The following is a 17,534-nucleotide window of genomic DNA, read 5'->3' on the forward strand; positions in this document are numbered from 1 at the left end:
AAATTGACGTTTCACGTTGTTTGTTTCGTTCAGTTTTCAAAGAACTACTTGGTCGCTCATTTGCGACTTCCTTATGTTAACATCTTCGTTTTTCGATGTCAACTAAGTTTTTCAATTTCTTTTTTTGTCGTTTTCTGCGTTTCCGCATCAGCGACGGTTATTAATATATCATGGTGAAAAATGAAATGCAACACCTTTTATAAACTTTTTTTAAAACTGCCCACATTTCTTTTTTAATATCATATACTTAAACGAAATATCTCTTTCATGTATGAGTAATTCCTACATATATTTTATATAAAGTTACTCTATCAAAAAACGTTTCTTTCTATACTAAGCGTTTTATTCATATACCATATCATACAAGGAGGAATATATATGGACTATACCGATTTATTAATCAAACTAGGTCTCTCGGCTATTTTAGGGTTTGCCATTGGTTTAGAACGCGAATTAAAACGGAAACCACTTGGTTTAAAAACGTGTTTAGTTATTTCTATTATTAGTTGCCTCCTAACGATTGTTTCTATTAAAGCAGCTTATAACTTACCACATACCGATCATATGAATATGGATCCACTTCGACTTGCCGCTCAAATTGTATCAGGAATTGGTTTTTTAGGTGCTGGCGTAATTTTAAGAAGAGGCAACGATAGCATTGCAGGGCTCACGACTGCCGCTATGATCTGGGGTGCTTCTGGTATTGGTATTGCCGTTGGAGCTGGTTTCTATATCGAGGCGATTTTCGGAATGTGTTTCCTTATGATTAGTGTCGAACTTATACCACTCGCGATGAAATATGTAGGCCCTAGGTCATTTCGTCAACGTGATATCGCTGTGAAACTTGTTGTACGAAATATGGACAATATCCCAATCGTAATTGAAGAAATAAAGGAAATGGATATAAAAGTTAAGAATATGAAGCTTAAAACATTAGAAAACGGTTCTCACTATTTACATCTTAAACTGTCCATTGATCAAAAAAGACCTACTGCTGATGTTTACTATGCTCTTCAACATCTTGAAAGTGTCCAACAAACTGAAGTGGAAAGTATGTAGCATAAAACAAACTCTCTTTAATTAGAGAGTTTTTCTTTTTTCTATAATGGTAACAATGAATGTAGTCCTGCAAAACAAGGAGGAATTTACTATTGAAATCCCGTCCGAATTTAGTAGATACATTTCGTGATTCCATTATTTTTCGTTTAATTTGTTTTATTATTGTATTCACTGCTTTTTCTGGTTTTCTTATACATAGATTAGAACCCTCTCATTTCACTACATGGTTTGACGGAATTTGGTGGTCAATCGTTACCATTTTTACAGTTGGATATGGCGACTTTGCTCCCCATACAACGATAGGAAAACTAATAGGTATAAGTATTATTTTATTAGGAACTGGCTTTTGTTCTTATTATATGGTTCTATTCGCTACTGAGATGATCAGTAAACAATATATGAAAATTAAAGGTGAAGAAGCCGCTACCTCTAACGGTCATATAATTATCGTTGGCTGGAATGAGCGTGCAAAACATGTTGTAAAGCAAATGCATGTATTACAACCAAACCTTGATATCGTTTTAATTGATGAAACACTTTCTTTACTCCCAAAACCATTTCATCATTTAGAATTTATAAAAGGTTGTCCGCACCACGATCAAACTTTATTAAAAGCTAATATTAAAACGGCACACACCATATTAATAACAGCGGATAAAGAAAAGAACGAAAGCTTAGCAGATACACAATCCATTTTAAATATTTTAACTGCAAAAGGACTCAATCCAAACATTCACTGCATCGCAGAACTACTTACTACTGAACAAATTCAAAATGCAACGAGAGCTGGCGCGTCAGAAATTATAGAAGGAAATAAATTAACGAGTTATGTATTTACCGCTTCTCTTTTATTCCCTTCTATTTCAGGTGTACTATTCTCACTTTACGATGAAATCTCTGATAATAAATTACAACTGATGGAGCTTTCTCCGTCCTGCACCGGACAAACCTTTGCAAATTGTAGCTATACCCTTTTAAAACAAAACATTCTCTTACTAGGTATAAAGCGCGACGATCAATATATGATTAACCCAGTCCATACTTTCATTCTTATCGAAAGCGACGTACTCATTGTTATTCACCATTAAGAAAATGTTTTTCTAGTTCCCGCATGAGCACTTTTCCAATATTGATATATTTTCTTTTCACTTCTGCATCTGGATCTTTCGGTTCAGCAAATTGATCCATCCCACTCGTTCCCGCGGTTAAAGTATTCACATTATCATCTAGTTCGTCTTGATATACGTGCGAAAGAATATACGGCGTTTCAAGACGGACTACTACACCAGGTACATCTAGTTCACCATCTACTGCTGTAAACGGCACTCGTAAAAATTGATACCCATCTTCTTCATCGATTTTGTAATCGAAGCATCCTTTATCATAATCCCAATTACCACCAATACTATATCCAAGTGGTTTCATAACCTCTTCTAATTTATATAACGCATATGTACGTCCTTCTAAATTTGATTGAATCGGAATCAAGTCCATCCCTCCAAGACTTTTCCTTTAGCATACCCACTCTAGTTTGAATATACTGATGGACTTTTCGATAAAATAATAAAAAGCGACCGGAATCCGGTCGCTTTTTATTATTTTAAACGCTCTTCTAATTCTGCTTTTAATTCTTCAAATCCTGGTTTACCAAGTAAAGCAAACATGTTTTTCTTGTATGCTTCTACGCCAGGTTGGTCAAATGGATTTACGCCTAATAAGTAGCCGCTCATCGCACATGCTTTTTCGAAGAAGTATACAAGGTAACCGAATGTGTACTCATTTAATTCAGGAATATTTACGATTAAATTTGGTACTCCCCCGTCGCTATGTGCAAGTAATGTACCTTCGTATGCTTTTGTGTTTACGAAGTCTACAGTTTCACCAGCAAGGTAGTTTAATCCGTCTAAATCGTTGTCTTCTAATTCGATTGTTAGTTCATGTGTAGATTTACCTACTTTAAGAACTGTTTCAAATAAGTCACGACGACCTTCTTGAACGTATTGACCTAATGAGTGTAAGTCAGTTGAGAAGTTTGCTGAAGATGGGAAAATACCTTTTTGATCTTTTCCTTCACTTTCACCAAATAACTGTTTCCACCACTCAGCGAAGTATTGAAGTGCTGGCTCATAGTTAACAAGCATTTCAATTGTTTTTCCTTTATTGTATAAAGCGTTACGAACTACTGCGTATTGGTAAGCTGGGTTTTCTGCTAGTTCTGATGTTCCGAAGTCATCATGACCAGCAGCTGCACCTTTCATCATCTCTTCAATATTTAAGCCACTTACTGCGATTGGTAATAAACCAACTGGCGTTAATACAGAGAAACGTCCTCCAACATCATCTGGAATAACGAATGTTTCGTAACCTTCGTTATCAGCTAATGTTTTTAATGCACCACGTGCTTTATCTGTAGTTGCATAAATACGTTTGCGAGCTTCTTCTTTTCCATACTTCTCTTCTAATAACTTACGGAAAATACGGAATGCTAGTGCTGGCTCTGTTGTTGTACCTGATTTGGAAATAACGTTAATAGAGAAGTCTTTACCTTCTAATACGTCCATTAAATCTTTCATGTAAGTGGAGCTAATGTTTTGTCCAACAAATAGCACTTGTGGAGTTTTACGTTGTTCTTTAGATAGCGTGTTGTAGAAAGAATGGCTTAACATTTCGATTGCTGCGCGTGCTCCTAGGTAAGAACCACCAATACCTACAACAAGTAAAATGTCAGAGTCGTTTTTAATTTTTTCTGCGCATTTTTGAATGCGAGCGAATTCTTCTTTGTCATATTGAAGCGGAAGGTCTACCCACCCAAGGAAATCGTTCCCAGCTCCAGTTTTTTCGTGGATTGCATGATGTGTTACTTTCACTGCATCACGTAAATAAGTGATTTCATGTTCACCGATGAAGGATAACGCTTTAGAATAGTCGAACGTTACATGTGTACTCATCTTTTTCCCTCCAATTATGGATATGTATTTCTGTATTCACTTTAGCGAAACTGAAGTTGTAAATCAAGCGATTCAACCATTGTAAACGTAACCAATATATATTTTTTAGAAAAAGTTCATTTTTTGCATAAAAATTCGCATTTTTCGGTATAGATGTATATACATCCTCTTTCGAACATTTTTTATGTATAAAAACAACATAACTACCCCATTCTATAAAAGAGTTAATTAACTCATCGCTTGCTCATGCTTCACAATTAAGGGGGGCTTTTTCATGAGTACTTTGCAACGTATCGCATTAGTCTTTACTGTAATTGGCGCTGTGAACTGGGGACTAATCGGATTTTTCCAGTTTGACTTAGTAGCAGCCATTTTCGGTGGACAAAATTCAGCTCTTGCACGTATTATTTACGGCATCGTTGGTATATCTGGGCTTATCAACCTTGGTTTACTGTTTAAACCATCTGAAAATCTTGGTACGCACCCAGAAACAAACGAAATTCGATAATCAGTATGTCCTTTCACCTCCGACATACGAATATGATTGCATGCAATCATATTTGCAAATATATATCATAAGATAAAGTAAAAGAGGAACGCTCATATGCGTTCCTCTTTTACTTTGTTAACTCGGACTCTTCAATCCATTCTGCCAACTTTTCTCGCAGCGTATTAAATCCGTTTTCAGATGGGTTCGGTATAAGAATCCTTCCTTGTTTTCTTTTCGCCGCTTTTAACGATAAACTCATTTTTCTGTGCTCTTCATCAATTGAAAGTACCTTTACTTCTACTGTATCGCCGACTTTTAAAAAGTCATGAATATCCTTTACATATCCATTTGTAATTTCAGATATATGCACAAGTCCTTGTGTTTCTGCATCTAACGCTACAAATGCACCGTAATCTTGAATTCCAGTCACTTTCCCTGTTACAACCACTCCTGTTGTATATTGTTCTGACATATGAAACACTCCCATACGTTTACCATTCTCTCTACAATTATAGAGAGCAAAGCAGATATATTTATTTTAAATATCCGATTGGTTAGTACGCATTCTAGATAATGATATCTAGAATGCGTATACCTTATATTAGTAAATTATACCACTATGACAGAACTCATTCAAAATTCATGAAAAATTTCCCTTAAAGAAGTATAATTCTCCAATATTGGGATAGACTACTAACACATGGCTTTCTAGTATTCCCCCCCTTTTATGGACAAAGCGTATTACGTTTTGTCCTTTTTTTATTTTCTACAAATCGTTCCATTCTCTTCATCGCTTCCATAAGTTGTTCAAGCGACGTCGCATATGAACAACGAATAAATCCTTCACCACTTTCGCCAAATACGCTACCAGGGACAACGGCCACTTTTTCTTCCAACAATAACTGTTCTGCAAATTCCGCTGAAGATAATCCGGTTGAAGATATAGAAGGAAAAACATAAAATGCTCCGCCCGGCACATGACACGTTAAGCCCATTTCATTGAAAGATGTCGTCATGAAGTTACGACGCTTCTTATAGCTATCTCTCATTCGAATTACTTCATCGTTCCCTGCGCGTAACGCCTCAAGTGCTGCAAACTGAGACATCGTCGGTGCACACATCATTGAATACTGATGGATTTTGAGCATTAATTCTGAAAATTGAACAGGAGATGCAATCATACCGAGGCGCCATCCTGTCATCGCAAATCCTTTTGAAAATCCTGAAATTAAAATCGTATGCTCACGCATATTTTTAATACTCGCGAAACTTGTATATACTTCGTCGTATACAAGTTCTGCATAAATTTCATCAGATAATACGATTAAATTGTACTTCTCAACAATCACTGCTATTTCTTCAAGCTCGGATTTATTTAGCATTGCACCTGTCGGGTTATTTGGTGAACAAAGCAAAATTGCCTTTGTTTTCGCTGTAATAGCTGCTTCAATTTGTTCTGGTTGTACTTTAAACTCGTTTTCTAACGTAGTCGCCACAGGAACCGGAACTCCTCCAGCTAATGTCACAAGTGGTGCATAAGAAACGAAGCTCGGTTCAATAATGAGCACTTCATCATCAGGATTTATAATGGCGCGCATCGCTACATCTAACGCCTGGCTCGCTCCAACTGTAACAATGATTTCATCACTTGGATCATAAGATACTGCAAATTGTTTTTTTAGATACTTTGCTATTTCTTGACGGAGCTCCAATAATCCTGCATTTGCTGTATATGACGTATACCCTTGTTCCAAAGAACGAATACATGCTTGCCTTACATTCCAAGGTGTAACAAAATCCGGCTCTCCTACCCCGAGGGAAATAACACCTTTCATATTTGCTGCTAAATCAAAAAATTTTCGAATACCAGATGGTTTTAAAGATTCTGCTGATCTAGATAGTTCAAATTGCTTCATGGTGTCACCACAATTCGCTTATCATCATCGTCTTTTTCATAAATAACACCCTCATGTTTATACTTCTTCAAAATGAAATGAGTAGTTGTAGAAACAACAGATTCAATTGTTGCTAATTTCTCAGAAACAAACATCGCTACTTCTCCCATCGTTTTCCCTTCTAATGTAATAGAAAGATCATATGTCCCTGACATTAAATAAACGGATTTCACTTCTGAATAACGATAAATTTGTTCAGCAACCGCATCAAACCCAACGCCATGCTTTGGCGTAACTTTCACATCGATCATTGCCGTTAAACCTGTATGTTCTTTCACCTTCGTCCAATCAATATGTGTTACATAATCCACAATAATCTTTTCATTTTCTAACCTCGCAACCATCTTCTTTACTTCTTCTACCTCTATATTTAACAGCTTCGCTAATGTATCTACAGATAATCGACTACTCTTTTCAAGACAAGCTAATAATTCTAATTCTTTTTCTGTCACCATATAAATCATCCTTCCTTTTCGTTTGTGTCTAAATTATACAAATACCCTTTCCAGTTTGAAAAGAAGATTTTTCTATTGAATTATGTCAAAATAAAGTGAAACTTTAATCAGCGGAAAAATGCGTGATAAAGCGAAAGGGGATGGAACCGTGAAACCAAAAGTTTATATTGCTGAACCAGTTCCAACATTTGTAGAAAACTATTTATCAGAACACTGTGATTATGAAAAATGGGATCAAAATGAGAAAGTACCTCGTGATGTTCTATTAGAGAAAATACAAGATAAAGATGGGTTATTAAATTTCGGATCTGCTATTAATGAAGAATTACTGACAGTGGCTCCTAACTTAAAAGTAGTGAGCAACATTTCTGTCGGTTACGATAATTTTGATTTACAAGCGATGAAAAACCGAAATGTTATCGGAACGAATACACCATACGTATTAGATGATACAGTAGCTGATCTCGTTTTCGCCCTTATGCTATCAGCTGGGCGCCGCGTTTGCGAACTCGATTCTTACGTGAAAAATGGTGAATGGAACGCTGAAATCGGAAAAGAACACTTCGGACTAGATGTACACCATAGCACAATTGGTATTATCGGTATGGGCCGAATTGGAGAAGCCGTTGCAAAACGAGCAAAATTCGGATTTGATATGAATGTTCTTTACTATAACCGCCGTCGTAAAGAAGAAGCTGAACAAAAATTCGATGCTACATATTGTGATTTACAAACGCTACTGAAGCAGTCTGACTTTATTGTTCTTCTTACTCCATTAACAGATGAAACATATCACCTTATTGGAGAAAAGGAATTTTCATTAATGAAAGAAACAGCAATCTTCATTAATGCTTCTCGCGGGAAAACAGTAGATGAAGAAGCGTTAATCCATGCTTTAACAGAAAAGAAAATCTTTGCAGCAGGTATCGATACATTTACACAAGAGCCGATTCAAAAAGATAATCCACTCTTATCATTACAAAATATTGTAACTTTACCACACATCGGATCTGCAACATTAAAAACTAGGCAGCAAATGGCTATGACCGCCGCTGAAAATTTAGTTGCAGGATTACAAGGAAAAACACCGCCTAATATTGTTCGCGGGTAATACTGAATAAACGAAAGGCAAGATGACGTCGTCATCTTGCCTTTTTTTGTTAACATATTTTCTTCTTCCTTGGAGATGATATGAACAAAAATCAATGGAGTGACAAAAAATGAATCACGAATATACTTGTCCTTATTTCACTTTTTCCACTCGCGGCACTACTATTCATTACGAATTGTATGAACACGATAACAAAACAGAACGTCCTACTTTCGTACTCGTTCACGGCTTTTTATCTTCCTCATTCAGTTACCGTCGTCTCATTCCCTTACTATCGAAAGCAGGAACAGTGATTGCTCTTGATTTACCACCGTTCGGAAAAAGTGATAAGTCTCATCTGTTTAAGTATTCTTATCACAATTTAGCAACGATTATTATTGATTTAATTGAACATTTATCTCTCTCAAACATTGTATTAGTTGGGCACTCTATGGGTGGGCAAATTTCTCTCTATGTAAACCGTATACGTCCTGAACTCATTTCAAAAACGATTTTACTATGCAGCTCTAGCTATTTAGCACGCGCAACCTTACCTTTACTATACTCTTCTTATTTACCGTTCTTTCATTTATACGTAAAGAACTGGATTATTAGACGCGGTATTGTTCATAACTTAATGAATGTCGTTCATGATCACTCATTAATTGACGATGAAATGAAAAAAGGTTACTCCGCTCCTTTTTATGACGACCGTATATTTCCCGCTTTAACTCGCATGATACGAGACCGTGAAGGTGACTTATCTTCAACTGAATTACAAAAAATCGAAACACCTACACTACTCATTTGGGGTGAAAAAGACCGCGTCGTCCCTGTACATGTAGGTCATCGTCTACACAAAGATTTACCGAATTCAAAATTTATTTCTTACGAAAATACAGGACATTTACTACCTGAAGAAAAGCCTGAACATGTTTATGAAGAAATTATCGCTTTTTCTGCGCAATAAAGTGAAACTTTAATTAGCCCCCACCTAACTTCTTTGCTTCTGCTGAATTTTGAGGTGGGGGTCTTACTGCCCGGCAAATAGCGGGATAATATAAAAAAGGCCGTCGGAAATTCCGACAGCCTATAATGAACAGCTTCCGCCTTCTTTTATTACAAGTAATTCCACAGCTAATTTCTCACATTTTTCAAGCGCAGGTACTTCCTCAAAAGACATAAAGTATATATGTTGAATCTTCTTTGCGATGTATTTTGGATCATCAAACACACTTATGACGTTCACAACATCGCTCGCTTCTGTTTCATAAAACTCCGGTCCCATTTGAAACGGATCCCAATTCTTCACAACCTCTATCATCTTTTCATATGTACCCATTCGCTTCCCGCCTTTTCACTTTTTAATACTTTTCTTTATCCTATCACATCAGCTATTCTATAAGAAGAGAGAGAACTTTCATAACTTATTGGTTTTACAGAAGAAGGGGGCAAACGTATGCAACTATTTCATAAAGCAATCAATCGACGTGGAACGCATAGTATAAAATGGGATACATATAAAAACGAAGAACTTATCCATGCTTGGATTGCTGATATGGATTTTGAAGTACCAACACAAATTCAAACTGCTTTAAAGAAACGTATTGAGCATCCTATTTTCGGCTATACACTTCCTCCCGAAAATATTGGAGATATTATTTGTAACTGGACAAAAAAACAATATAACTGGGACATTCAAAAAGAATGGATTGTTTTTAGCGCGGGGATCGTTCCAGCTCTTAGTACGAGCATACAGGCTTTCACAAAAGAAAACGAATCCGTTCTCGTACAACCACCTATTTATCCTCCATTTTTCGAAATGGTCACAACAAACAACAGGCAGTTATGCGTGAGTCCATTACAGAAACAAAATGATACATATGTGATAGACTTTGAGCATTTAGAAAAGCAGTTTCAGCAAGGTGTCAAACTCATGCTTCTTTGTAGCCCTCATAACCCAATCGGACGCGTTTGGACGAAAGAGGAACTTGTGCAGCTCGGATTGTTATGTACTAAATATGACGTTATCGTTGTCGCGGATGAAATTCATTCCGATATCATTTATGCAGACCATACACATACGCCGTTCGCTTCCTTATCTGAAGAATTAGCAGAGCGCACTATCACTTGTATGGCTCCAAGTAAAACATTTAATATCGCTGGATTACAAGCTTCGATTATTATCATTCCAAACGAAAAACTCCGTCACGCCTTTACAGCTATCCAATATAGACAAGGCTTCCACGGGTTAAATATCTTTGCCTACACAGCGATGCAAAGTGCCTATACAGAATGTAATGATTGGTTAAACGAAATTCGATTATATATAGAAGATAATGCTCAATTTGCTTGTGAATATATTAAAACTCACATACCTGCTCTTTCCGTAACGAAGCCAGAAGGTAGCTTTTTATTATGGATTGATTGTTCTCGTCTAAAACTTTCTCAAAACGAGCGTACTGCATTACTTGAGGAAAAAGGAAAAATCATCGTTGAAGCTGGTGAGAAATACGGGTTAGGTGGCGAAGAACATATTCGAATTAACATCGGCTGTCCACGATCTGTTTTAGAAGAAATTTTGAACAGACTGCGTCATACGTTTTCATAATAATAGAGGAGTCTGTCCCCTAATCATTCTTGGACAGACTCCTTTGTCATATTTTGTCGGTAAGTTGATATATTTCAAGTTACGGTCAATATATTCTAATAATCGCCGATATAATTTGAGTTACAATCGATATATTCCAATAATCGCTGATATATTTTCACTTATACTACACAAAAAAAGCTACCAGCACGGTAGCTTTTACTTTTTCTTCATATCCGCTGCTTTTTTTACAATTACACCACAAGCAATTCGATCGCCTGATTTACCTGTCGGTTGTGTCATACCATCATCAGGGTTTTCTGTAATAATAATAGACGCTCCATCCTTTCTATGAATCGTCGTTTTTCCTTCTTCAAGTGTGATGTGAGGTGCATCGATTTCCGCTTTAATCTTCCCAGAACCATCTGCAACTACGTTCGGTAAATCACCGTTTTCTGCACCCTTCGGATTAAGAAGACCATGTTTTTTATCATCAGGATTAAAATGATTCCCGGATGATTCAAAACGAGGTGCCTTACACTCTCCGATTTCATGTACATGTAGTCCGTGTGGTCCTGGCGTGAAACCTTCTCCTTTAATCGTAATTTTCACGCCACTTGTTTGCTGCACTACTTTCGCAGTCCCTACTTCATCTCCTGAAGCATTATGTAATTTCACTTCAATTTCTTTCGGCTTTCCTTGGTCACAACCTGCCATCAGAAATAATAAACAACAACTGAAAAAAAGCCGTTTCTTCATTCCATTCCCTCCAAAATATATTCTGCCCTTAGATTGTCCGAGCATAGAGGGAAACATACAAAAATGCGTTACTGTTTCTTTTCAGCTAATAGTTTTTCTTCAACTTTCTGTAATCGCTCCGCTTCGCGTTTTGATACACGAATGAACATACGCCACGTAGCAACGGCACCAATTATAAATAGCACGCAAACAATCCCTGGAATAATATATTCTGTTTTATCTTCCGGAAAATATAAAGGCATCATATAGAACACTCCTTATTATAGGATTTGTAAAACATCAGAATTTTCTGTTATATAACTTTAAATTATAGTGGAACCTATACATATTCTCAAGGGGGCGTTCCGAAAGTGAATGATTTCTTTGACTCCTTCTCCTACTTTCCTTACTATAAACTTGAGGTGAAAAATATGAGAGAAACATTTGAAATTGGTGAAATCGTTACTGGCATTTATAAAACTGGCAAATACATCGGCGAAGTTACAAATAGCCGCCCTGGCAGTTACGTCGTAAAAGTATTAGCTGTTTTAAAACATCCGGTGCAAGGTGACTTACATAACGTAAAACAAGCTGACGTACCATTTTTCCATGAAAGACGCGCTTTAGCTTTCCGTGAACAGACGAACATTCCAGAGCAAATGGTGAAAAAATATGAAGGAGGAATTCCGGATTATACCAAGTCACTAAAATTAGCATTAGAAACCCAAATGAATTCATTTTCTGAAGATGATTCACCTTTTGCAGAGCGTAGTCTAGAAACATTAGAACAGTTAAAGAAAGACTACAAACTTTAAAAAACAAAACGACCAAATTACATAATGTGCAATTTGGTCGTTACTGTGTGCTCACTTTCTTTAACACTTTTGAAAAATCAACGAGTTCTCCTAATGTTGGAGGTGCTGGTTTTACTAAATACTCTTTATCTTTTTCTACTAGTTTAAAAATATTGTACGTCGTCATCGCATCATCAAGCGCACAATGATGCTTCCCTGTCCCTACTTTTCCGTACGCCTCAATTGCTTTCCATAATCCTGTTTGATTTCTTTCTCCAAAAAACTTCTTATACTCAAGCGATAAATCACGACACTGTCCGAAGAATGGAAAAGCTATCCCTGCCATTTCACAATTATGCTTCAGCACTTTCATATCCATATTTCCCCACGTTACAATTGTCGGTTTACATTTCGTTTCGTATTCCGCAAGCTTCTTAACGAGTTCAGGAAATGAAATCCCTTTATCCACGACTTCTTGTTTTATTCCTAAAAACTTCTTACATCGATCCGTTAAAGAGGGAAATGTTTTCGGCCTGACATGTGATGAATACGTATCTTCCACCTTACGGCCAGCAACTGAAACGAGTCCTACCTCAATAATTTCCGGAAAAAATCCTTTCGGTTTCTTTCTATGCTGGGGCATCGTAAACTCAAAGTCTAAAAATAAAAATCGTTGTTCATCCATACGATCCCTTCCTTATCATTTTTATCATTCCTTTCTATTTGACACTCCTACACGAACAAGCTCGAATGCTAATTCCATTTTAAATATTCAGATTGGATGTATCTTATATATATGTCAAATGCCCACAAATATTTTAAAAAATAAGAAAAAATGACCTATGCAGAAAATATGACAAAATCCCTCCTTTCATTTACATCCGCAGTTTTTCTACTTTATAATGACGTTATGTGTGTTTCATCTAGTTAATATTTGACACACTAAGAAAAATGAATGAAAGGAGATGAGATTTTTGCACGAAACAACGCAAGAACTCGCTAACTGGCAGTATTATTTTGCTATCGCAGTCTTTTTAATTACATATGCCATTATTATTTCTGAAAAAATTAATCGCGCTGTCATCGCACTTCTTGGTGCAGCATTCATGGTAATTGTGGGGGTCGTCGATTTACATAACGCCTTTACGAAACATATTGAATGGGGAACGATTACGCTACTCATCGGTATGATGATTTTGGTGAACATTACGAGTAAATCAGGTGTTTTCCAATACGTTGCCATTAAAGCAGCAAAAGGGGCACAAGGAAATCCAATTAAAATTTTAATTTCCCTTTCCCTACTTACCGCGCTTGGCTCCGCATTTTTAGATAACGTTACAACTGTACTTCTTGTTGTTCCAGTTACTTTATCTATTACGCGCATACTGCAAGTAAATCCTGTTCCATATTTACTTTCTGAAATTATTTTTTCAAACATTGGGGGAACGGCAACATTAATTGGTGATCCACCTAACATTATGATTGGTTCTGCCAATAAGCATTTAGACTTCAATGCTTTCCTATTGAATCTAGCACCAATCGTAATTATTATTATTGGCGTTACAGCAACCATACTTTACTTCATGTACCGTAAACAATTAATTGCCGATCCTGTACAGGTTAAAAAATTAATGAGCTTAGATGAAAAACAATACATTAAAGATCCAGTATTAATGAAAAAATCTTTAACGGTGCTTGGACTTACGATTGTAGGTTTCATGACTCATTCTATTTTCCATATTGATGCGGCTATCATTGCCTTAACTGGTGCTACTGTACTTATGTTAATTGGTGTGAAAGAGCATGAAATTGAAGAAGTATTTGCAAGCGTAGAGTGGGTAACAATCTTCTTCTTCGCAGGGCTATTCGTACTTGTTGGAGGACTTATCGATATCGGTCTTATTAAAATGTTAGCTCAAAAAGTAATTGGTATAACAGGCGGAGATATTTCTTACGCATCCATCCTTATTTTATGGGTATCTGGTATCGCCTCTGCAACAATTGATAACATCCCATTCGTCGCAACAATGATTCCACTTATTAACGATATGGCAGTCGGGCTAGGCTTATCACCATCTGACGCACAAATCGATGTATTATGGTGGGCATTAGCACTAGGTGCTTGTCTCGGTGGAAACGGAACATTAATCGGAGCTTCTGCTAACGTAATCGTTGCAGGTATTGCGAGCCGCGAAGGACATAAATTTAGTTACATGGAATTCCTAAAAGTCGGTTTCCCAATTATGATCGTTTCATTAATCATTTCTCACATTTATATTTATTTACGCTACCTTATGTAGTAAAAAGAGCGCTCTGATAATCAGGGCGCTTTTTTACTTATATCTAAAATATATCGACTTATCAACAAAAACGAAAAATCTACTCTTTATATCTCACCGGTTCATTTCGAATAATAAATAAATGAATCGGTAAGAACACCGAAAATGTGATTACATGAATAATCGTAAATAATATAGAGTTCGTTCCATATCTGTCTAAAATAGCGTAGATAAGATAAATAGATAATACAATCGATACAGCTGTTGCTAGTAAACTTATAATTGGTACGAAATTAAAAATGAAACATGCAACATATATACCGAATACTTTCCACCCTGCTTCTTCTTTCAAAAAATCTGGTAATTTATCTTTCGCTAAGTCACCCCACGTCTTACTATTCAAAAACGGAATAAACGCAAGCACCCCGTCCGTTGCACCATCATTTTTCGCCATCGAATAAAGTGCAAAAGCCGTTAACAAATATGAAATAATTGCCCAAATCAATATAACAAGAATAAACGCAAAACTAAGAGCAAAGAAACCTGCTAGTACGCCTTGATCCTCCATCTTATCCTCTCCTCTCTACTTTCAACATATTTCATTACATTGCAAGTTATGTTTTAAAATTTATCCAAACTCTTTGTATAATAAGAGAAGAAAGAGAATAAGAGAGGAGAAACACTTATGCATCCATTTGTAAAAGCATTACAAGAGCATTTCACAGCTCATAAAAATCCTGAAAAAGCAGAACCTATGGCTCGTTATATGAAAAATCACTTCCCATTTCTAGGTATTCAAACACCGGAAAGACGCCAATTATTAAAAGACGTCATTCAAATACATACTCTCCCAGATAAAAAAGACTTCCAAATTATCGTACGTGAGCTTTGGGACTTACCAGAACGTGAATTCCAAGCGGCCGCACTTGATATTATGCAAAAATATAAAAAGCATATAAACGAAACTCATATCCCCTTCTTAGAAGAACTTATTGTCACAAAATCTTGGTGGGACTCTGTCGATAGCATCGTCCCTACATTCTTAGGTACTATCTTTTTAAAACACCCAGAATTGATTTCTGCTTATATTCCAAAATGGATTGCATCAGATAACATATGGTTACAACGCGCCGCTATTTTATTCCAACTGAAATATAAACAAAAGATGGATGAGGAACTTCTTTTCTGGATTATTGGACAACTACATTCTTCAAAAGAATTTTTCATTCAAAAAGCGATTGGCTGGGTCCTTCGTGAATATGCAAAAACAAATCCGGATGTAGTTTGGGAATACGTGCAAAACAACGAGCTCGCTCCATTAAGTAAGCGTGAAGCAATTAAGCATATTAAAGAAAATTACGGAATAAATAATGAAAAAATAGGCGAGACTCTATCATAGATAGACGCGTTCCTCTATTGAGATTTAAAAAAGAACGTGTTAGAATATGTTCATTATTACTAATATAAGTAGCGATGACGGACTTATAAGTACTTGCATAAAAAGCGATTCAGGGATAGTGAAAGCCTGAAGCCGCAAGGAAACGGCAGTCCCGAGCAATACATGATAAAGTGGATGCACCTTTTGTGTATCAACTAGGGTGGAACCGCGGGCAAACGCTCGTCCCTAGGCAAATAGCCTTGGGATGAGCGTTTTTTTATGTTCTTTTTAGCTATACTGCTCGTTTCCAAAGTATCAGAGTATGTCATCGCCAATACGTTAACTTTCAAAAGGAGGATTTTCTTATGTATTCAATGGAACAAGTTGTAAACTTAGCAAAACATCGCGGTTTTGTTTTCCCTGGTTCTGAAATTTACGGTGGTCTTGCAAACACTTGGGATTACGGTCCACTTGGAATCGAATTAAAAAATAACGTTAAAAAAGCTTGGTGGAAAAAATTCATTCAAGAATCTCCATACAACGTTGGTTTAGACGCAGCTATTTTAATGAACCCTAAAACTTGGATCGCTTCTGGTCACGTTGGTAACTTCAACGATCCAATGATCGACTGTAAAAAATGTAAAGCTCGTCACCGTGCTGACAAATTAATTGAGGATGCTTTAGATGCAAAAGGCATCGAAATGGTTGTTGATGGTCTTACTTTCGACCAAATGGCTGACTTAATGAAAGAACATGAAGTAAAATGTCCTGATTGCGGTAGTGAAGAATTCACTGAAATCCGTCAGTTCAACTTAATGTTCAAAACATTCCAAGGTGTTACAGAGTCTAGCACAAACGAAATCTTCCTTCGTCCTGAAACAGCACAAGGTATTTTCGTAAACTTCAAAAACGTTCAACGCTCTATGCGTAAAAAGCTTCCATTTGGTATTGGCCAAATCGGTAAGAGTTTCCGTAACGAAATCACGCCTGGTAACTTCACATTCCGTACACGTGAATTCGAACAAATGGAACTTGAATTCTTCTGTAAGCCTGGTGAAGATTTAGAGTGGTTCGCATTCTGGCGTGAAACTTGTAAAAACTGGTTACTTTCACTTGGTATGACTGAAGAGAGCATGCGTCTTCGTGACCACGGTGAAGAAGAGTTATCTCACTATAGTAATGCAACAACTGACATTGAATTCAAATTCCCATTCGGTTGGGGCGAACTTTGGGGCGTTGCATCTCGTACAGACTTCGACTTAAAACGTCACATGGAACACTCAAACGAAGACTTTAACTATATCGATCCACAAACGAATGAGCGTTACGTACCATACTGCATCGAGCCATCTTTAGGCGCAGACCGTGTAACATTAGCATTCTTATGTGATGCATATGAAGAAGAGCAATTAGAAAACGATTCTCGTACAGTTCTTCGTTTCCACCCTGCTTTAGCACCATACAAAGCAGCTATCTTACCACTATCTAAAAAGCTATCTGAAGGTGCTACTGAAGTATTCGCAGAATTAGCTAAAGACTTCATGGTAGACTTTGATGAAACTGGTTCTATCGGTAAACGTTACCGTCGTCAAGACGAAATCGGTACACCATTCTGTATCACATACGACTTCGACTCAGTTGAAGACAAAGCTGTTACAGTACGTGACCGTGATACAATGGAACAAGTTCGTATGCCAATTAGCGAACTAAAAGGTTTCTTAGAGAAGAAAATCCAGTTCTAATTATAAGAAAAAGAGG

The 17,534-nt window shown here is 36.7% G+C and carries 20 protein-coding genes; 10 read left to right on the top strand and 10 right to left on the bottom strand.

The features are described from left to right. Positions 1–378: 378 nt before the first annotated feature. Complete coding sequence (locus tag H6481_RS13275) at positions 379–1,059, top strand: MgtC/SapB family protein (RefSeq protein ID WP_000386677.1); 681 nt, start codon at positions 379–381, stop codon at positions 1,057–1,059. 92 nt (positions 1,060–1,151) lie between these two features. After that, the gene (locus H6481_RS13280; RefSeq protein WP_182812015.1) at positions 1,152–2,147 is read left to right on the top strand and encodes a potassium channel family protein; all 996 of its coding nucleotides are present in this window, start codon (positions 1,152–1,154) and stop codon (positions 2,145–2,147) included. Here H6481_RS13280 and H6481_RS13285 read toward each other — a convergent pair. Both H6481_RS13285 and H6481_RS13290 read right to left on the bottom strand, forming a co-directional pair. Further along, the gene (locus tag H6481_RS13285; RefSeq protein ID WP_000612347.1) at positions 2,134–2,547 is read right to left on the bottom strand and encodes a YugN-like family protein; all 414 of its coding nucleotides are present in this window, start codon (positions 2,545–2,547) and stop codon (positions 2,134–2,136) included. The genes H6481_RS13280 and H6481_RS13285 overlap by 14 nt on opposite strands. A gap of 107 nt (positions 2,548–2,654) precedes the next feature. Further along, positions 2,655–4,007, bottom strand: coding sequence for a glucose-6-phosphate isomerase (locus tag H6481_RS13290; RefSeq protein ID WP_000103663.1), 1,353 nt, complete (start codon positions 4,005–4,007; stop codon positions 2,655–2,657). 274 nt (positions 4,008–4,281) lie between these two features. On the opposite strand from H6481_RS13290, the gene H6481_RS13295 reads away from it, so the two are divergent. Continuing rightward, positions 4,282–4,515 (top strand): DUF378 domain-containing protein, encoded by a 234-nt coding sequence (locus H6481_RS13295; protein WP_000105788.1) that lies wholly within the window; start codon positions 4,282–4,284, stop codon positions 4,513–4,515. Between the two features lie 109 nt (positions 4,516–4,624). Here H6481_RS13295 and yugI read toward each other — a convergent pair whose 3' ends face one another. From yugI to H6481_RS13310, 3 genes are all read right to left on the bottom strand, one after another. Continuing rightward, complete coding sequence (yugI, locus tag H6481_RS13300) at positions 4,625–4,969, bottom strand: S1 domain-containing post-transcriptional regulator GSP13 (RefSeq protein WP_000003764.1); 345 nt, start codon at positions 4,967–4,969, stop codon at positions 4,625–4,627. Between the two features lie 253 nt (positions 4,970–5,222). Beyond that, a complete protein-coding gene (locus H6481_RS13305) occupies positions 5,223–6,413 on the bottom strand; it encodes an aminotransferase (RefSeq protein WP_063548921.1) in 1,191 nt (396 codons plus the stop codon). Next, positions 6,410–6,907 carry an Lrp/AsnC family transcriptional regulator gene (locus tag H6481_RS13310; RefSeq protein WP_000255696.1) on the bottom strand — a complete coding sequence of 166 codons (498 nt, stop codon included), beginning with the start codon at positions 6,905–6,907 and terminating at the stop codon, positions 6,410–6,412. Before H6481_RS13310 ends, H6481_RS13305 begins: the two co-directional genes overlap by 4 nt. Positions 6,908–7,025: 118 nt before the next feature. On the opposite strand from H6481_RS13310, the gene H6481_RS13315 reads away from it, so the two are divergent. Both H6481_RS13315 and H6481_RS13320 read left to right on the top strand, forming a co-directional pair. After that, on the top strand, positions 7,026–8,018 hold the full coding sequence (locus tag H6481_RS13315) for a D-glycerate dehydrogenase (RefSeq protein WP_063548923.1): 993 nt from the start codon (positions 7,026–7,028) through the stop codon (positions 8,016–8,018). Positions 8,019–8,127: 109 nt separating this feature from the next. Beyond that, positions 8,128–8,967, top strand: coding sequence for an alpha/beta hydrolase (locus H6481_RS13320; RefSeq protein WP_001015204.1), 840 nt, complete (start codon positions 8,128–8,130; stop codon positions 8,965–8,967). A 120-nt stretch (positions 8,968–9,087) separates the two neighbouring features. Here the strand turns inward: H6481_RS13320 and H6481_RS13325 are convergent, their stop codons facing one another. Continuing rightward, entirely contained in the window at positions 9,088–9,339 is a 252-nt protein-coding gene (locus H6481_RS13325) for a YugE family protein (protein ID WP_000537641.1), read from the bottom strand. A gap of 117 nt (positions 9,340–9,456) precedes the next feature. Here H6481_RS13325 and H6481_RS13330 point away from each other — a divergent pair, with 117 nt between their 5' ends. After that, complete coding sequence (locus tag H6481_RS13330; protein WP_182812017.1) at positions 9,457–10,608, top strand: MalY/PatB family protein; 1,152 nt, start codon at positions 9,457–9,459, stop codon at positions 10,606–10,608. Positions 10,609–10,806: 198 nt separating this feature from the next. Here the strand turns inward: H6481_RS13330 and sodC are convergent, their stop codons facing one another. Continuing rightward, complete coding sequence (sodC, locus tag H6481_RS13335) at positions 10,807–11,346, bottom strand: superoxide dismutase [Cu-Zn] (RefSeq protein WP_023523265.1); 540 nt, start codon at positions 11,344–11,346, stop codon at positions 10,807–10,809. A gap of 68 nt (positions 11,347–11,414) precedes the next feature. After that, positions 11,415–11,591, bottom strand: coding sequence for a hypothetical protein (locus H6481_RS13340; protein WP_000982763.1), 177 nt, complete (start codon positions 11,589–11,591; stop codon positions 11,415–11,417). Between the two features lie 165 nt (positions 11,592–11,756). Between H6481_RS13340 and H6481_RS13345 the strand changes: the two genes are divergently transcribed. Further along, positions 11,757–12,140, top strand: coding sequence for a kinase-associated lipoprotein B (locus H6481_RS13345; protein ID WP_182812020.1), 384 nt, complete (start codon positions 11,757–11,759; stop codon positions 12,138–12,140). Between the two features lie 40 nt (positions 12,141–12,180). On the opposite strand, the gene kapD is transcribed toward H6481_RS13345, so the two are convergent. After that, a complete protein-coding gene (kapD, locus tag H6481_RS13350) occupies positions 12,181–12,804 on the bottom strand; it encodes a 3'-5' exonuclease KapD (RefSeq protein ID WP_000344360.1) in 624 nt (207 codons plus the stop codon). A gap of 289 nt (positions 12,805–13,093) precedes the next feature. On the opposite strand from kapD, the gene H6481_RS13355 reads away from it, so the two are divergent. Beyond that, positions 13,094–14,419 carry an ArsB/NhaD family transporter gene (locus H6481_RS13355; protein ID WP_000545210.1) on the top strand — a complete coding sequence of 442 codons (1,326 nt, stop codon included), beginning with the start codon at positions 13,094–13,096 and terminating at the stop codon, positions 14,417–14,419. A 79-nt stretch (positions 14,420–14,498) separates the two neighbouring features. Here the strand turns inward: H6481_RS13355 and H6481_RS13360 are convergent, their stop codons facing one another. Next, a complete protein-coding gene (locus H6481_RS13360; protein ID WP_000390061.1) occupies positions 14,499–14,966 on the bottom strand; it encodes a hypothetical protein in 468 nt (155 codons plus the stop codon). Between the two features lie 117 nt (positions 14,967–15,083). Here H6481_RS13360 and H6481_RS13365 point away from each other — a divergent pair, with 117 nt between their 5' ends. Together H6481_RS13365 and H6481_RS13370 are read left to right on the top strand one after the other, a co-directional pair. After that, on the top strand, positions 15,084–15,797 hold the full coding sequence (locus tag H6481_RS13365; protein ID WP_023523268.1) for a DNA alkylation repair protein: 714 nt from the start codon (positions 15,084–15,086) through the stop codon (positions 15,795–15,797). Positions 15,798–16,141: 344 nt separating this feature from the next. After that, a complete protein-coding gene (locus tag H6481_RS13370; RefSeq protein ID WP_000287154.1) occupies positions 16,142–17,518 on the top strand; it encodes a glycine--tRNA ligase in 1,377 nt (458 codons plus the stop codon). The last annotated feature ends 16 nt before the right edge of the window (positions 17,519–17,534 follow it).

Source organism: Bacillus sp. ME78, assembly GCF_903970865.1.
Classification (GTDB): domain Bacteria; phylum Bacillota; class Bacilli; order Bacillales; family Bacillaceae_G; genus Bacillus_A; species Bacillus_A cereus.

Bases quoted from the DNA above. Each gene is read 5' to 3' on its own strand.
- H6481_RS13275 (WP_000386677.1), top strand. From the start codon at position 379: ATGGACTATACCGATTTATTAATCAAACTAGGTCTCTCGGCTATTTTA.
- H6481_RS13290 (WP_000103663.1), bottom strand. From the start codon at position 4,007: ATGAGTACACATGTAACGTTCGACTATTCTAAAGCGTTATCCTTCATC.
- H6481_RS13295 (WP_000105788.1), top strand. From the start codon at position 4,282: ATGAGTACTTTGCAACGTATCGCATTAGTCTTTACTGTAATTGGCGCT.
- yugI (WP_000003764.1), bottom strand. From the start codon at position 4,969: ATGTCAGAACAATATACAACAGGAGTGGTTGTAACAGGGAAAGTGACT.
- H6481_RS13305 (WP_063548921.1), bottom strand. From the start codon at position 6,413: ATGAAGCAATTTGAACTATCTAGATCAGCAGAATCTTTAAAACCATCT.
- H6481_RS13310 (WP_000255696.1), bottom strand. From the start codon at position 6,907: ATGGTGACAGAAAAAGAATTAGAATTATTAGCTTGTCTTGAAAAGAGT.
- H6481_RS13315 (WP_063548923.1), top strand. From the start codon at position 7,026: ATGCGTGATAAAGCGAAAGGGGATGGAACCGTGAAACCAAAAGTTTAT.
- H6481_RS13320 (WP_001015204.1), top strand. From the start codon at position 8,128: ATGAATCACGAATATACTTGTCCTTATTTCACTTTTTCCACTCGCGGC.
- H6481_RS13325 (WP_000537641.1), bottom strand. From the start codon at position 9,339: ATGGGTACATATGAAAAGATGATAGAGGTTGTGAAGAATTGGGATCCG.
- H6481_RS13330 (WP_182812017.1), top strand. From the start codon at position 9,457: ATGCAACTATTTCATAAAGCAATCAATCGACGTGGAACGCATAGTATA.
- sodC (WP_023523265.1), bottom strand. From the start codon at position 11,346: ATGAAGAAACGGCTTTTTTTCAGTTGTTGTTTATTATTTCTGATGGCA.
- H6481_RS13340 (WP_000982763.1), bottom strand. From the start codon at position 11,591: ATGATGCCTTTATATTTTCCGGAAGATAAAACAGAATATATTATTCCA.
- H6481_RS13345 (WP_182812020.1), top strand. From the start codon at position 11,757: ATGAGAGAAACATTTGAAATTGGTGAAATCGTTACTGGCATTTATAAA.
- kapD (WP_000344360.1), bottom strand. From the start codon at position 12,804: ATGGATGAACAACGATTTTTATTTTTAGACTTTGAGTTTACGATGCCC.
- H6481_RS13360 (WP_000390061.1), bottom strand. From the start codon at position 14,966: ATGGAGGATCAAGGCGTACTAGCAGGTTTCTTTGCTCTTAGTTTTGCG.
- H6481_RS13365 (WP_023523268.1), top strand. From the start codon at position 15,084: ATGCATCCATTTGTAAAAGCATTACAAGAGCATTTCACAGCTCATAAA.
- H6481_RS13370 (WP_000287154.1), top strand. From the start codon at position 16,142: ATGTATTCAATGGAACAAGTTGTAAACTTAGCAAAACATCGCGGTTTT.